Consider the following 14,474-nt stretch of genomic DNA (forward strand, 5'->3'; position numbering starts at 1 on the left):
CATTGTTCCTTAACTAACGTATTGTTTTACATAAGCTAAGGATTCTGATTAGTAACAATTGTTCGTTTGCCAACAATATCTAGCTTTCGAAAATTGTCAGATTTGTTTCATCTCGATATTTAATATTTGAATTCGATAAGCAATTTGACGCGGCGTCATATTGAGCAACCTTGCTGCTTTGGCTTTTACCCAACCAGATCGCTCAAGCGCATCGATTACCAGTTCTCTCTCGTCAGCCGGTTTGCTTTTCTCCCGTTGCATAAGCTGACTTTCTGGTACGCGAGGCGGTGTCGAGGTTGCAAGAGTTGGTGCGTAAGTGGGTTGAGCCGATGCTGAAAAGCTGGGTTCAGACTGGTTGATTTTGATTAAGCTGGCATCAATGACGCCGGACTCGCACAATACCGAAGCGCGTTCCAAGGTATTTTCTAGTTCACGCACGTTACCCGGCCAATTGTGATTCATCATCACTCGTATCGCATCGTCACTGATGGTGAGGTTGCGACCTTGTTGCTTACTGAGCTTTTTGCGCATGAACTCGGCAAGCTCTGGAATGTCTTGAATGCGGTCCCGAAGAGGAGGCAAGTGCATTGGCATAACATTCAGACGGTAATAAAGGTCTTCACGGAAGTTACCTTGCGTCACTTCCTCTTCCAGATGACGGTTAGTCGCGGCGATAATACGCACGTTTACCGTAATAGTTGTTGTTCCCCCGACTCGTTCAAACTCTTTCTCCTGCAATACTCGCAATAACTTTGCTTGAAACGCTGCACTGGTTTCGCCGATTTCATCCAGGAAAATAGTGCCATTGTGTGCCATTTCAAATCGCCCTTTACGCTGCTTGACCGCACCCGTAAATGCGCCTTTTTCGTGGCCGAACAACTCAGATTCGAGCAAGTTATCAGGCAGTGCTGCGCAGTTTAGTTTGATAAACGGACGATCAGCTCGAGGAGAGTTATAGTGAATCGCGTTGGCTATAAGCTCTTTACCTGTCCCCGATTCACCGCGAACCAACACCGTTGAATCCCAGCGAGACACCAGACGAATTTGGTCGAAAATTTGCCTCATGGTTTTGGTGTGTCCCACTAAGTTGTGAAAACTGTAGTTGTTACGAACTTTACGGCGTAATCCGTCACGCTCATCAACAAGTTCTTTTTCGGTTCGCTCAACGTTCTGAGACAGTTGAATATTCTTGGCGATTAAGTTGCCAATCATATCGAGGAATTTAGACAACAACGTAAGGTGCTCGTCGCTGACATTAGGTGGCTGGGCTGAAAGTGCGCCAAGAACTTTACTATTACTGTCTTTGATTGGAACGCAGATGAAAGGCTTGTCATAGTCATAGAGTGCCATTTTGTCCGCAAAGCGCATATCGCTACCGAGATTGCGAATTACCATAGAGCTTCCTTGACTGAGGACTTCTCCGACAATACCTTCACCGGTTTTATAGTAAACGTTCTTTTGGTCTCGGCTACTGTCGCTAAGTGGGCTATGTACAGACTTAACCAATAAAATGTTCTTTTGGTGGTCGAGAATGGTAAGCATGCCACACTGTAAACGACACTCATCGTGCAGAATTTTAAGTATTTTGTCGCATGACTCAACGTAATTTAAGCTAGCATTTAGAACACTAGATATTCGATACATTGCCGCCAATAACTGACGCTCTAAATCTAAAAGCGAATGATCTTCTATCATAATGACTTACCGCTATTAATTGGAAATGTTAAGCAGACTTTCGCGCCGTTTAGCCGACGACTGTCTGAAATCGTTACGGTAGCTGAATGTTCATTGAGCACCTGTTGTACGATAGAAAGCCCAATACCGCGACAGCCAGACTGGTGCTTTGGTTTGGTGCTGTAAAATGGTTGGAATACGGTCAGACGAAGATCTTCTTTCACCCCGAAGCCATTGTCTTCGATATCAACCACTATCTCTCCGTTTCTTTCATAAGATTGAATGAACAGCGTTCGATCAGACGGTTTAGCATATTTGATTGCATCCAACGCGTTATCAATGAGCTGTTTTATGGCAAGAATCAGTCGATGAGGCGTGCCGTTGATTGAGGAAAGCTTTGGCGATAGATCAAGCTCTAAGTTGATTGAAAGCCTCATCAATTCATCATTACTAATGCTGCATGAATCACGAATCACTTCATTGAGATTCACTGGTTGCCGCGCTTCTCTTTCTCGTTCAGGGATGGCGAGCATGATTTCTTGCATGGCTGCATTTGCACTCGCCATTGCGTCATCCATCGCGATTAAACCGGGACAGGAGGCATTAGTGCGTTTGAGAATATTCACCGCAGAATCGATGACATTGAACGGTCCCTGCAATTGATGCAGTGTACCCATTAATGCTTCTTGCATAGCGTGGACGTATTTATTGTCCCTCACCATTAGCTTGGTAGCATTAATACGTCGTTCCTCGACCAAGAGCTTCTCTTTGGTACGCTCAGTGATAGAGATAACACTATAGTCATCATCACTGTCTGGAAGAAAATAATGTTCAATGTTGATGGTTGAAACCGGAATTTTCGCCAATGTAAATTCAAACCATCGTTCGCATGTACCGTCTTCATTTCGAACAGAGATATTTTGCGTACGGTTTTTATGTTCGCCGATGAACTCAACCACACTAGCCTGTTGATAGTCTCGCTGAATGCTTTGCAGCAATAAATCGATAGGGCAGTGGTCAATGCTGTTGTGTATTCGTTGATACTTTTTGTTGCTGACTAGCAGCTTGTTGGAGGCATCAACCAGTGCGATGGCTGTCGAAGAACCATTCAGCACCGCCTGAAAGAGTGTGAACTGATTTTTTTGCTCAGTGATACGTTGGTGTCGCTCTGTAATATCGCGATGGATGGCATAATATCGTGTCTCGCCACTTTTCTCTTTTAGCCGAGAAATCGAAATTTCGGCAATATATGGCTCTCCATTTTTCTTTCTGTTGACCAACTGACCTTGCCAATGGTCACCATTGGTAATGGCTAGCCACATATTTTGATATACGCGTTGAGGTGTTGCCTTATACGAAAGCAGTGACGAATTCTTACCAATCAGTTCGCGCGAACTATAGCCAGTGATCTGATTAAAGGTCTTATTGACGAAAAGTATGTTGCCATATTTATCGGTAATGCTGATGGCGACAGGAGCATGCGCAACGATCTGCTCGAACGCTTGCATGTCAAACACCATTGAATTGCTATCGGGTAGCAGGCTATCAAGTTGTTCCATACGTCTTTCCTTATACGTTTGGCGATATAAGACCGTCAATGCATTTCCTATTCCAAACACTCAAGCCAGGTATGGTGGGCTCGCTAAAGTGAAGGTTTGTTTGATTTCGGACAATTATTCATGCGAACAAGCGAACTTTGTTGGGTTTGTGACACAGATATTTTGCTAAAGAAAATCGCTTAGCCTGCGCGCTAGCACTGTATTGACGGGGTCGTTTGATTCATTCCAGTGCAAAAACGCTCCGTGGCATACGCTATGCACCACCTTTGAGAAAGGAAGCTAGTGGAGTGCTGTTATGTCCGAAGGATTGATCATTTTTCTGAGTGCGACATTTGTAAACAATGTCGTTTTAGCCAAATTTCTGGGCTTGTGTCCGTTCATGGGAGTGTCGAGCAAAATTACCAGTGCGGTGGGAATGGGGATCGCAACGATATTCGTGCTTACCTTAGCGACGGTATCAAGCTGGATTATTGAGTTTGCGATTTTGGAGCCGTTGCATCTGGAGTTTATGAGGATCATATCCTTCATATTGGTCATCGCTGCGGTCGTTCAGTTTACCGAGCTATACGTTAAAAAATCTTTTCCTGAACTGTACCAGTCTTTGGGCGTATTTCTCCCTCTCATCACCACCAACTGTGCCGTTTTTGGGGTCGCATTGTTGGCTGTTCAAGACAATCTGTCCTTTCTCAATACCATTATGTTCAGTTTAGGGTCTGCTTTGGGCTTTCTATTCGTGATCACGATTTTTGCTGGTCTACGCAGTCAACTTATGTTGAGTCAGGTTCCGTCAGCATTTAAAGGCTCTCCGATAGCATTCATCACAGCGGGATTTTTGTCGATGGCCTTCATGGGCTTTTCGGGAATGGCATAGAGGAGACTAAGTCATGTTACTTACGACGCTTATATTTTTTGTCACGCTCGGAGCATTGCTTGGGCTTGCGCTTGGGTACGCTGCAAAAATGTTCCATGTGGAAGGCGACCCGAGGATAGATAAAGTTGAAGCATTACTGCCGGGTGGCCAATGCGGTCAGTGTGGAGAGGCTGGTTGTCGTCAGGCCGCCGAAAAAATGGTCACTGGTGAACTAAGCCCGGCTTGTTGTCCACCTGGCGGAGCGCTACTTGCTCAAAACGTTGCACAGTTGCTCGGTGTTTCAATTGATACAAGTGATCAAGACACTGAGCTGGTGGCAAGGGTTGATGAAACGCAGTGTAACGGGTGCAACCGCTGCTACAAAGCCTGTCCTTTTGATGCAATTGTCGGTGCGCCGAAACAGTTACACACGGTACTAAAAGACGTGTGTACTGGTTGTCAGTTATGTGAAAAAGCCTGTACACGAGGTTGCTTGACCATGTCCGAAGTGACGCCGTCGGTGTCGACATGGTATTGGCCAAAGCCTTCATTGTCGGTTTAGGAGTGAATCATGTCCAGTTTAAGCAGTGTTAGTTTGTGGAATAAACCATTTAGTGGCGGTATTCATCCCAAAGCTTATAAAGAGTTAACGTCCGATCAACGTATTGATCGCCATTTCTGGCCTCGGAATATCTATTTACCATTGCAGACTCGTTCCGGGGCAAAGTTAAGGGTATTGGTTAGCCCTGGGGAATCAGTGCACAGAGGGCAGTTGGTTGCTGTTGGACTTACTGACTTCGTCGCACCTTTGCATTCATCTGTGAATGGTGTGGTGACAGCAATTGTCCCGCACATTACTACTCATCCGGCGAAAGTGAAGTGTGACACGGTAGTCATTCGCGCGAATGACGATAAACAATGGGGAGTATCTTCGCCGGGTGAAGATATCCATAACTTAGATGCAGATATCATTATTGATCGCGTTGCGGAAGCGGGCATTGTCGGGCTAGGTGGCGCTGGTTTCCCAGCCGCGGTTAAGTTGCGATTTTCAAGAAGCGCCAAAGTAGACACCATCATCATTAACGGAGGTGAATGCGAACCGTATCTGACCAGTGATGATTTAACCATGCAAACCTACCCTGAAGAAATTGTTTCGGGGATACGGATGATGTTGATTGCGAGCGGTGCGCAAAGGGCCATTATCGGCGTGGAAGATAACAAACCGGATGCGTTAAGTGCGCTCCAGTTTGCCGCGAGTGAAGTCGACACTATTGACGTGCGTAAGGTGCCGAGTATTTACCCGATGGGATCTGAGAAGCACTTAATAAAAACGCTCACTGGAAAAGATGTTCCACCAGGAGGACGTGCCACTCAGGTCGGTATTTTAGTTAACAATATTTCTACGGTTAGGGCGGTGTACCATGCGGTTCGATTCCGTCGTCCTCTGGTTTCGCGGATTGTCACGGTGAGTGGTAAGGGGATCGCAGAGCCTAAAAATGTAGAGGTACCAATTGGAACCCCAGTAAATGAAGTCATTAACTATTGCGGTGGGGTCAGTGACTCCACGGAGCGATTACTTTTAGGCGGACCCATGATGGGCCAGGTTATTCCTTCAATGCAGGTACCTGTTGATAAAACGGTTGGCGGAATACTGGCGTTAACCGAAGACGAGGTGTTTCTTGAAACCAAACATCAAGAGTGTATTCGTTGTGGTCAATGTGTTCGAGCCTGTCCTATGGGTTTGATGCCATTTCAAATGGCCGCATACACTCGAGTTTCCGACTTTAAACGCGCGGAAGAACTGGGTGTGAATCATTGCTTGTCTTGTGGTGCGTGTGGGTACGTTTGCCCTTCTTCGATTCCTTTAGTTCAGTATTTTATGCACGCAAAAGGAGTGATTGCATCGCATACCTTTATGGAGCAAAGGGCGGCTCAGACCAAAGTGCTTAATGAATCCAGAAAGCAACGTCTCGCCCTTGAGGCCGCTGAGAAGAAAGCCAAAGCTGCGAAAAAAGTGACAAGACCAGCCCGAAATGCGCGGCCTGAGCGACCAGAGAGACCTGTCCGAAATGCTCAACCTGAGCGAGCGGAAAAGCCGACTCGTCCAGAGAGACCGGCCCGCCCACCACGTCCAGCGCGAGTATCTCGTCAAGATAAAGCCGCTGAGAAGGAGCAACAGTTATGATCAAATATGACTCAGTAATTGGCCCATTTGCTCACAACGGGAGCTCATCTACACGAATTATGTATCTCGTTATCTTAACGTTATTACCTGCTTGTGTATTGGCTGGCTTTCAGTTTGGGCGCAACAGTATCGCACTGATAGCCGTGTGTTGTTTAACCAGCATCATAAGTGAATGTTTATGTTTGTTAGCAATGAAAAAGAAACCTAGTGCGTGTTTTGATGGTTCGGCGATACTGACCGGGCTGCTGCTCGCCATGAGTTTACCGCCTTCGTTCCCAATCACTCTGGCGGTGTTCGGCAGTATGTTCGCCATTATTTTGGGCAAACAAATCTATGGTGGGTTAGGGCAGAACTTATTCAATCCAGCCATGCTAGCGCGCGTGATGCTACTGATCTGCTTTCCGGTTGAAATGACACAGTGGGCGGCCCCAACACCGCTAGATTTGAGCAACAATTTAGTCACCGTGCCGGATGGATGGCTGAGTTTTGACGGTGTGACAGCGGCGACGGCTCTCAGTATTGAAAGAACCTTGCCAGTTGAGTTTGCTCAGCAGTTCTTTGGGCAGCACTCAGGGAGTCTAGGTGAGACCAGTACTTTCCTTATCCTGTGTGGCGGCGGTTATTTGATTTGGCGACGCATTATTCACTGGGCTATACCTGTGACCTTTATGCTTGGTCTGACAATACCTGCATTGGTAAGTCATTTGATCGACTCCGAAGCTTATCTATCGCCGTGGATTCACCTCACCAGTGGCGCAGCCATGTTGGGTGCGTTTTATATCGCGACAGATCTTGTTACCTCTCCAACCAGCATTCGCGGTCAGCTTATCTATGGGCTGGGGTGTGGGCTGCTTGTTTGGTTGATTCGAACCTTTGGCAGTTACCCCGAAGGCGTGGCTTTTGCGGTACTGATTATGAATGCGGTTAGCCCTTTAATTGATTACTACCTGCGCCCAAATGTGTTTGGTACTAGCCGAGTGACGGAGGAATAATCATGGAAGTCAGATTACAGCCATTTAAAGAGCGTATTTCGTATCAGGTCATATTGCTTTCCAGTGCATGTGCGCTCGCCGCATTACTTTTGTTTGTTACGAATTGGGCGACGAAGCCAATCATCTCTCAGCGTATCTTAGAAGATCAGAACGCTCTATTGAGGGAAGTTTTGGCGGGACAACCTTATTCGAATGATGTGTTTTCCAACCGCCAGCGTATCGAGTATGAGGGAAAGTCATTTGAACTGTATCGAGTGGAAGATGAAAATCAGCAACTGATTAACTGGGTGATCCGAGGTGAGCAGGAGGGATACAGTGGCACGATCCGCTTTCTTATCGGCTTAAAAATCAGTGGGGAGATTATTGGCGTTCGAATCATCAGTCACAGTGAGACGCCAGGACTGGGTGACAAAATCGAAGCTGAGAAAAGCAGTTGGATACTCAGTTTTGCCGAGCGCACTTTAGAGAACACAGGTGTGTGGGCGGTGAAAAAGGACGGGGGTGATTTTGACCAATTTAGCGGCGCAACAATTACACCCAGAGCCGTAGTAAAAGGCGTGCATCAGGCGTTGTTAGCGCTTGAATCTTACCAAGGAGCGAACAATGAGTGAATCAAACCAGTACAAAAGTATTATGTCACAAGGTTTATGGGGCAATAACATTGTGCTCAAACAGTCCCTTGCACTTTGTCCTTTACTCGCCGTAACCAGCAGTGCGACGAACGGCCTGGGGCTTGGCCTGGCCACAATGGTTGTGATGGTGGCGGCGAACACACTTAACTCAATGGCGAAAGGGGTCATCAGTAAAACTGTACGTATTCCGGTGAATGTCATTATTATCGCAACACTCGTGACGCTGACTGATGCATTGCTGAATGCCTACCTCCATTCTCTGCACAAAGTTCTCGGTCTATTCATTCCGCTGATTGTGACAAACTGCGCCATTCTCGGGCGCGTCGAATCGTTTGCCAGTAGAAGCGCTGTCATGCCCTCTATCGTGGATGGTCTGTTTATGGGGTTAGGCTTTACTTGGGTACTGACTATGCTCGGCGCGATACGCGAAATTCTCGGTAGTGGAACCTTGTTTAGCAATGCGCATCTACTTTTGGGCGAACGTTTTGCGTTTCTGGAAATGGTCATTATTGATGATTACCAAGGGTTGTTGTTGGTTATTTTGCCGCCGGGAGGCTTTCTGGTTTTGGGCTTGGTTCTGGCGTTAAAACAGAAATACGAATCCATGCTGGCAAACACAACGCCAGCGCTAGCACATAACACTAGGGGGTAACCATGAAAGTAAGTGTTGTCTACGCCTTACCGGATGAACAGGTATGGTTGTCAGTCGATGTTGACCATAGCGCAACCGTACTTAGCGCTATTCAGGTTTCGAATATTTTAGATATGTTTCCCGCTATCGATCTCGACAAACAAAAAGTGGGTATTTTCGGCAAATCCACCCAGTTGGATCGTGAGTTAAAAGAAGGTGACCGTGTGGAAATTTACCGCCCGTTAATTTGGCAGCCTGACGACGAAGATGAGGGTGATGACGACTAATTGTCACCTTTGCGACATTAGGTCAGACATTGTTTGAACGGAATTTTTTAACTTATTGAAAGTATTCAACTAAATGTATGGTAGATATTTTGCAGCGTATCCCTGCCATGACAAAAATTTAAGCAAGGAGCTAATTATGAGCAAAGTGGGAATTTTCTTTGGTACTGATATGGGCAGCACTCGCAAAATGGCCAAATTGATCCAAAAACAACTTGGTGACGAGGTTGCGGATAAACCGAAAAACATTAACCGCGTCGACGCCGATGAATTTGCCAGTTATGACTATCTGATTCTCGGTACGCCAACGTTAGGAGAGGGTCAGCTTCCTGGTTTATCAACGGATTGCCAGGAAGAGAGTTGGGAAGAGTTCCTACCCAACTTCTCAGACATGGATCTATCGGGTAAAAAAGTGGCGCTATATGGTTTGGGTGATCAGGTCGGATACAGCAACGAGTTTGTGGATGCACTTGGTGAGCTATATGATCATGTCGCCAACTGCGGCGCAGAGATGGTTGGATTCTGGCCCACAGAAGGGTACGAGTTTACTGCTTCTAATGCTGTTGACGGCGATGACTTTGTCGGGTTAGTGATCGACAAAGATAATCAATTAAGCCTGACAGAGCAGCGTATTGCAGGGTGGGTTGAGCAGATCAAAGCAGAAATGGCACTGTGAATAAAAATCAACCATAACCATAAAGCCAACACTATTTAGCCGTACTGAGAAACCTAGGCACAATGCCATTCTTGTATTGAGAGTGGCATTTTTTTATATGAGGATAGAGATTGTAAAGCCAGGTTCAGATGTGAAAATCTTGCTGTTTTTCTTGAGAGTTAAACGTTTCTTTACCCTGAGTCCTTTCTAACATTCACCGCTGAAAGATCGCAATCAATCATGTTGACTTTTATTTCATTTTAAAATTAAAATGAAATAAAGCTTCCATAAATTTATAAGCCGAATTGATATTGACTCATCATCTTTTGTGGTAATCCCAATGCTTTTTCGACAATACACATTTCTTGCTGGGGTTGTATTTGCTGCAACAAATGGTGATGTCTGCCTTTTTCCACAAAGCACAGCTTATTCCAAGGAGGGAATATGATTGCAGCAACAAGCGTGAAAGAACTGCAAAGGGACATCTACGCAAAGTATGAAGATTTGAGTCAACGCTTACAACAAGTTGCTAAGTATGTCGTTGAAAAACCGGAAAGTATCGCGTTCGATTCGGTGTCCGAAATAGCTCGTAATGTGGAGGTTCCGCCATCGACGTTGACTCGGTTTGCGCACGCATTTCACTATCGTGGGTTCAATGACATCAAAAAAGTGTTTCGTATTAATTTAGCTGAACAGACGGAGAGTTACACCGGTTATGCCCGGATTTGTACGGGTTTAGATGATGTTCAGAATATCGAGTCTCCAGCGAATATTCTTGCTCAGTTAGCTAAGGCGAACATCAACTCCCTTGAAGACTTAAACGTGCAAATTGAGCACGACACACTCCAAGTAGCGGTTACGTTGCTTAATGAGGCGAATAATATATATGTGGTTGGCTTCGGACACAGCTTTGGTATGGCATCGTATCTTGTCTACGCACTGAGACGCATAGATCGCCGGGTGTTTCTGATTGACGGTCTGGGAGCAATTTACCTGCAGCAAATGCAGACGATACACAGAGGCGATGTGGTCGTCATCATCAGCAGTGAACCTTACTCTGACGAATCGGTCATGGTTAGTGAAGTTGTTGAAGAAAAAGGCGTGAAGAAGATAGCGATTACTGACAGCCAGGTAAGCCCTATAGCAACCAATAGCGATGCCTGTTTTGTGATTAAAGAATCGCAGTTAGAAAAGTATCGGACTTTATCCGCAACCCAATGTTTGATTCAGTCACTTGTGGTTGCACTTATTTACAACACAAATCAAGAGACGCAGGTCGACGCTCTGGATATTTAATAGGGTGTAGCTGGTTTCCCATAAACGTAGAGGCGGTAATGACTTCAAATAAAAAAGCGGAACTGTATCTGTTTTCTGCCACCATATTAGCGGGTTTGGGGTGGTTGTTTTCTAAGCAGGCTGTTGCGGAGTTACCACCACTCGCGTTTATTGGATTTCGGTTTGTTTGCGCCGCTGTGATTATCGCGCCATTCGGCATGAAGCAGCTGGTTCATGGCGAGCGCCAGCAGTTTGTCACAGCGGGATGGATAGGGCTGCTGCAAGGTTTGTCTTTATCTTTGTGGATTTATGCCGTCTCAGTCAGTGATGAACTGGGTGTGGGCGCATTTATCATGAGCCTTTCTATGCTATTTGTACCTATCTGGGGGTGGATGCTGTTTAAACAGCGGCCAACACGCCCTTTTTGGGCTTCTCTTCCATTCGTCAGCGCGGGACTGTATTTTCTATCCCTCTCGGGGAGTTTCTCAATGTCTACGGGTGAGCTGTTCTTTTTTATTTCGGCGGCTTTTGTGGCGTTACATTTCATTTGTAATAGTCATCACTCTCAAACTATTCCCGTGCTTTACCTCACATGTGTTCAGTTCTTTACCGGTGGCTTATTAGCGATTCTTTTTTCTGCCTGTATAGAATCTTGGCCAACCTCAATCAGCATGAGTACGTTGGGGTGGTTTGTTGCCAGCGTTATTCCGGCGACATGTCTGCGCTTCTTCATTCAAATCAAAGGCCAGAGCGGCACAAATGCAACCAATGCTGCACTGCTTATGACACTAGAGCCTTTGTGGACCGTGTTGATCAGTGTAGTGTGGCTAAATGAAGTGATGTCGACCAATAAAATATTGGGTATTGTGCTTATACTTACGGCTTTGATGGTGTATCGATGCTGGGATTTAGTGCGAGTGCAGATGAAGAGGCTGCGTGCTTTTTAAAACAATCTGCTTTTTAAAAACAATCAGCGCCCGTGTGATTGGGCGCTAAGTGAAGTTATACCGCTACGTGGTCATAAAGCGGAATGTTGGTTAACGCCGTCACTTCATCGATATAGCGACGAACGTTTGTTGGGAACTCCACGCCTTTGATTACGGTAAGGTTTCTCAGAGTAGGGTAGACGTTAATATCATCGTAACTGAGAACATTATCGCGACTTGAAGGTAGCGTAAGCCATTCCAGATTACGCAGAGTGTGGTTCAGTTGAATGAGAAACTCATTACTTTGCGCCATCGCCTGCTCAAATGACATTCCGATCATTTTCGATTTATTGGTGGTAAACCAAGCTTTGGCCTCTGCACTACCAAACTCGGGCAAAGTGATTTCCATCCAGCGAGGGTGCACAAGTGGACCTTCAACACTTTTTTACTGCCTGATTGTAACGGTCGATATCAGTTTGATGTACAGCCTCTGATAATACAGGCTTGCCATCCCATTCATCTAAATATTTCACAATATCAAGGCTTTCTGCCATGTAGGTACCATCTTCTTTTTCAAGTATGGGAACCATATTCGCGCCAACTTTGTCGATACGCGCATCCACATCGTGGTTTTGTAAATACACAAACTCGACAGGCATGTTCTTTAAGTTCGCGAGCATCATTGCCTTGATACAAAACGGGCAATGTTCAAAAACAAATAACTTCATCTTTCTCCTACCTATTGAAAATATTTAAGGGAATTAATATTCAATTATAGGTTAAAATGAAATTATTTTTTCATTTGTTTTATGTGTTTGTGTTGGATCTCAACAACAAATAGTGAAAAAAAGCAGGAAAAAAGGGAGGAGAGATGGACGCTGGGCGTATCTCAATACGCCCAGAATTTGCGAGCGGATTATGCAGCCGAATTTTTTTCGCTTTCCTGAAAAGCCAGTGAAACCGCTAACGTTTGGGCTAGGCATAGTGACGCCACCTGAGAACGGAACGCATCTACTTTGCCTTCTTTCACAACAAAGCAGACATCACTGAAGGCTGCAAGTGGGCTGATCTGGCTGTCGGTAAGAATGATCTGCTTTGTGCCTGTGTTTGCTAACGCATCACTCACATCAGTGGTATCTTGCGCGTACGGATAGAAACTGATCGCTACGACTACGTCGTTTTCGCGAATCATGTTGATTTGCTCTTTGAACATGCCACCAAGCCCATCAATAAGAAACGCACGTTTGTTCAGGTGACGGAATGCGTATGTTAAGTATGAAGAGATACTGAACGAGCGTCCAAGGCCGATGACGTAAATATTGTCTGCTTCAGAGAGCAGTTTTACCGCTTTGTTGAGGCTGTCTTCGTCGATTTGAGTCGAAAGTTGTTGTATTGCACTGGTATTGGCGCGTGCAAAAGCTTGCAGAATATCAATAGGGCGCTCTGGTGGCTCTTCGTCGGCATCCATGCTTTTTGAAAGTTTCACGCGATCAGTGTAGCTAGACGTCTCTTCAAGTAAGTTTGTACGAAATAGTTGTTTCATTTCGTTAAAGCCACTGTAGCCGAAAGCGCTGGCAAAACGAATCAATGTCGATGGCGGAACATCAGCTTGTTCAGCAATAACAGAAACAGTTTCAAACGCGACACTGCTCTTATTATCAAGTACATAAGCTGCAACTTGTTGAAGACGTTTACTTAAATCACCGTAGCGATTCCTGATTTGGTCTTGCAATTCACTTAGTGTGGTTGGTGCTGACATTATGTTCTCCATAGATTCATTCTGTGACTTGCTTTAAGTGTTTCATTTTAGCTTAAAAATGAAATCGTTCATATAGCTGTCATCTCTGACAAATTCGATCTGTTTCTCATTTACCTCTAATACGTAATTTCGAATCACATACCGCAGCAATCGACAGGTTATTGCTTCGGGCTTGATGGGGGAGTTAGTTTTCTTTAATTCACGCCAACATGAACACAGGGAACTAACTGGCTCCCTTGTCATTTCGTTTTTCATTAAGAATTGTCGGGGTTAAAGAACAGTTTTAGCTGATCCCTTCAAGGAGCAATTTTGTTCCGGATAATAGTAAGAAGCCGTAACACAGTTGATAGATTGTCTGCTGAGGGACTTTATCCAGCAACCACACACCCATTTTTACGCCTATTGGTGCCAATGGCATCAGAACCAAAGAAGTCAGTAAGTTGGTGCTGTCGAAGGTGCCAAGTAAAGTAAATGGCACCAGTTTAAACAGATTGATAATGGCAAACAGGACGGCCATCGTTGCGATTAATGTGGTTTTTTCGAGCCGTAGCGGGAGTAGGTAAAGACTGGCAGGGCCACCTCCAGCATGAATGGCGGTACTGGAAAAGCCACATAACGTACTCCAGAACCAGGCTGAAAACGTTCCTCCGGGTTTTGGTTGTTTGCGCTGAAACAGGTGCATAAAGAAGAACAGTACCGACAACAGTCCAACAATCAGCTTCACGCTAGACTCGGTCATACTTCCTAAATAAAACGCAGCCAGAGCTACTCCGAGGGCTGATGCTGGCAACATGCGTTTTATCACCCGGGCATCTGCAAAATGGCGGTGATGTTTAACGGCAAAGAAATCCATAACACATAAGATCGGCAGCAGTATCGCAGCGGCTTGAGTTGGTGAGATGGTCCAAGCCATCAGTGGTACTGAAATGACACCTAATGCGCCCCCGAGTCCCCCTTTACCGATTCCGTAGATGAGGACTGCGGGTATGGATACGATATAAAACCATGGGTCTGTGATGATCATTTCTTCACTCCATGTAAAAAGCGCCCAG

General features: G+C 45.5%; 14 protein-coding genes and 1 pseudogene. 10 read left to right on the plus strand and 5 right to left on the minus strand.

All coding sequences use genetic code 11. The features are described 5' to 3' along the window. Positions 1 to 96 precede the first annotated feature (96 nt). Positions 97 to 1,695, minus strand: a complete 1,599-nt coding sequence (gene nifA / locus OO774_RS21190; protein ID WP_264906511.1) for a nif-specific transcriptional activator NifA — start codon at positions 1,693 to 1,695, stop codon at positions 97 to 99. Beyond that, positions 1,692 to 3,233 (minus strand): nitrogen fixation negative regulator NifL, encoded by a 1,542-nt coding sequence (gene nifL / locus OO774_RS21195; RefSeq protein ID WP_264906513.1) that lies wholly within the window; start codon positions 3,231 to 3,233, stop codon positions 1,692 to 1,694. Before nifL ends, nifA begins: the two co-directional genes overlap by 4 nt. Positions 3,234 to 3,528: 295 nt before the next feature. Between nifL and rsxA the strand changes: the two genes are divergently transcribed. From rsxA to OO774_RS21245, 10 genes are all read left to right on the plus strand, one after another. Next, the gene (rsxA, locus tag OO774_RS21200; RefSeq protein WP_264906515.1) at positions 3,529 to 4,104 is read left to right on the plus strand and encodes an electron transport complex subunit RsxA; all 576 of its coding nucleotides are present in this window, start codon (positions 3,529 to 3,531) and stop codon (positions 4,102 to 4,104) included. Positions 4,105 to 4,117: 13 nt separating this feature from the next. After that, a complete protein-coding gene (locus tag OO774_RS21205; RefSeq protein WP_065298764.1) occupies positions 4,118 to 4,645 on the plus strand; it encodes an RnfABCDGE type electron transport complex subunit B in 528 nt (175 codons plus the stop codon). Positions 4,646 to 4,654: 9 nt separating this feature from the next. Beyond that, on the plus strand, positions 4,655 to 6,268 hold the full coding sequence (gene rsxC / locus OO774_RS21210) for an electron transport complex subunit RsxC (protein WP_264906518.1): 1,614 nt from the start codon (positions 4,655 to 4,657) through the stop codon (positions 6,266 to 6,268). Further along, positions 6,265 to 7,260: an RnfABCDGE type electron transport complex subunit D gene (locus OO774_RS21215; RefSeq protein WP_264906519.1), complete on the plus strand. Its 996-nt coding sequence runs from the start codon at positions 6,265 to 6,267 to the stop codon at positions 7,258 to 7,260. The genes rsxC and OO774_RS21215 overlap by 4 nt, the downstream gene beginning before the upstream one ends. Positions 7,261 to 7,262: 2 nt before the next feature. After that, positions 7,263 to 7,871, plus strand: a complete 609-nt coding sequence (locus tag OO774_RS21220) for an RnfABCDGE type electron transport complex subunit G (RefSeq protein WP_264906520.1) — start codon at positions 7,263 to 7,265, stop codon at positions 7,869 to 7,871. After that, positions 7,864 to 8,544 carry an electron transport complex subunit E gene (locus tag OO774_RS21225; protein WP_264906522.1) on the plus strand — a complete coding sequence of 227 codons (681 nt, stop codon included), beginning with the start codon at positions 7,864 to 7,866 and terminating at the stop codon, positions 8,542 to 8,544. Before OO774_RS21220 ends, OO774_RS21225 begins: the two co-directional genes overlap by 8 nt. Before the next feature lie 2 nt (positions 8,545 to 8,546). Further along, positions 8,547 to 8,810 (plus strand): RnfH family protein, encoded by a 264-nt coding sequence (locus OO774_RS21230; protein ID WP_264906524.1) that lies wholly within the window; start codon positions 8,547 to 8,549, stop codon positions 8,808 to 8,810. A gap of 136 nt (positions 8,811 to 8,946) precedes the next feature. Then, a complete protein-coding gene (locus OO774_RS21235; RefSeq protein WP_264906526.1) occupies positions 8,947 to 9,483 on the plus strand; it encodes a flavodoxin in 537 nt (178 codons plus the stop codon). Between the two features lie 423 nt (positions 9,484 to 9,906). Beyond that, positions 9,907 to 10,758 carry a MurR/RpiR family transcriptional regulator gene (locus OO774_RS21240; RefSeq protein ID WP_264906528.1) on the plus strand — a complete coding sequence of 284 codons (852 nt, stop codon included), beginning with the start codon at positions 9,907 to 9,909 and terminating at the stop codon, positions 10,756 to 10,758. Positions 10,759 to 10,796: 38 nt separating this feature from the next. Beyond that, complete coding sequence (locus OO774_RS21245) at positions 10,797 to 11,684, plus strand: DMT family transporter (RefSeq protein WP_264906530.1); 888 nt, start codon at positions 10,797 to 10,799, stop codon at positions 11,682 to 11,684. Between the two features lie 55 nt (positions 11,685 to 11,739). Here OO774_RS21245 and grxB read toward each other — a convergent pair. From grxB to OO774_RS21260, 3 genes and pseudogenes are all read right to left on the minus strand, one after another. Then, positions 11,740 to 12,391 (minus strand): annotated as a pseudogene (gene grxB, locus OO774_RS21250) (glutaredoxin 2). 188 nt (positions 12,392 to 12,579) lie between these two features. Next, positions 12,580 to 13,422 (minus strand): MurR/RpiR family transcriptional regulator, encoded by an 843-nt coding sequence (locus OO774_RS21255; RefSeq protein WP_264906532.1) that lies wholly within the window; start codon positions 13,420 to 13,422, stop codon positions 12,580 to 12,582. A 283-nt stretch (positions 13,423 to 13,705) separates the two neighbouring features. Then, positions 13,706 to 14,446, minus strand: a complete 741-nt coding sequence (locus OO774_RS21260) for a sulfite exporter TauE/SafE family protein (protein ID WP_264906535.1) — start codon at positions 14,444 to 14,446, stop codon at positions 13,706 to 13,708. Between the last annotated feature and the right edge of the window lie 28 nt (positions 14,447 to 14,474).

Origin of the sequence: Vibrio sp. STUT-A11 (genome assembly GCF_026000435.1) — a bacterium.
GTDB lineage: Bacteria > Pseudomonadota > Gammaproteobacteria > Enterobacterales > Vibrionaceae > Vibrio.

Bases quoted from the DNA above. Each gene is read 5' to 3' on its own strand.
- nifL (WP_264906513.1), bottom strand. From the start codon at position 3,233: ATGGAACAACTTGATAGCCTGCTACCCGATAGCAATTCAATGGTGTTT.
- OO774_RS21220 (WP_264906520.1), top strand. From the start codon at position 7,263: ATGGAAGTCAGATTACAGCCATTTAAAGAGCGTATTTCGTATCAGGTC.
- rsxA (WP_264906515.1), top strand. From the start codon at position 3,529: ATGTCCGAAGGATTGATCATTTTTCTGAGTGCGACATTTGTAAACAAT.
- OO774_RS21235 (WP_264906526.1), top strand. From the start codon at position 8,947: ATGAGCAAAGTGGGAATTTTCTTTGGTACTGATATGGGCAGCACTCGC.
- rsxC (WP_264906518.1), top strand. From the start codon at position 4,655: ATGTCCAGTTTAAGCAGTGTTAGTTTGTGGAATAAACCATTTAGTGGC.
- OO774_RS21215 (WP_264906519.1), top strand. From the start codon at position 6,265: ATGATCAAATATGACTCAGTAATTGGCCCATTTGCTCACAACGGGAGC.
- OO774_RS21230 (WP_264906524.1), top strand. From the start codon at position 8,547: ATGAAAGTAAGTGTTGTCTACGCCTTACCGGATGAACAGGTATGGTTG.
- OO774_RS21260 (WP_264906535.1), bottom strand. From the start codon at position 14,446: ATGATCATCACAGACCCATGGTTTTATATCGTATCCATACCCGCAGTC.
- OO774_RS21245 (WP_264906530.1), top strand. From the start codon at position 10,797: ATGACTTCAAATAAAAAAGCGGAACTGTATCTGTTTTCTGCCACCATA.
- OO774_RS21205 (WP_065298764.1), top strand. From the start codon at position 4,118: ATGTTACTTACGACGCTTATATTTTTTGTCACGCTCGGAGCATTGCTT.
- OO774_RS21255 (WP_264906532.1), bottom strand. From the start codon at position 13,422: ATGTCAGCACCAACCACACTAAGTGAATTGCAAGACCAAATCAGGAAT.
- OO774_RS21240 (WP_264906528.1), top strand. From the start codon at position 9,907: ATGATTGCAGCAACAAGCGTGAAAGAACTGCAAAGGGACATCTACGCA.
- nifA (WP_264906511.1), bottom strand. From the start codon at position 1,695: ATGATAGAAGATCATTCGCTTTTAGATTTAGAGCGTCAGTTATTGGCG.
- OO774_RS21225 (WP_264906522.1), top strand. From the start codon at position 7,864: ATGAGTGAATCAAACCAGTACAAAAGTATTATGTCACAAGGTTTATGG.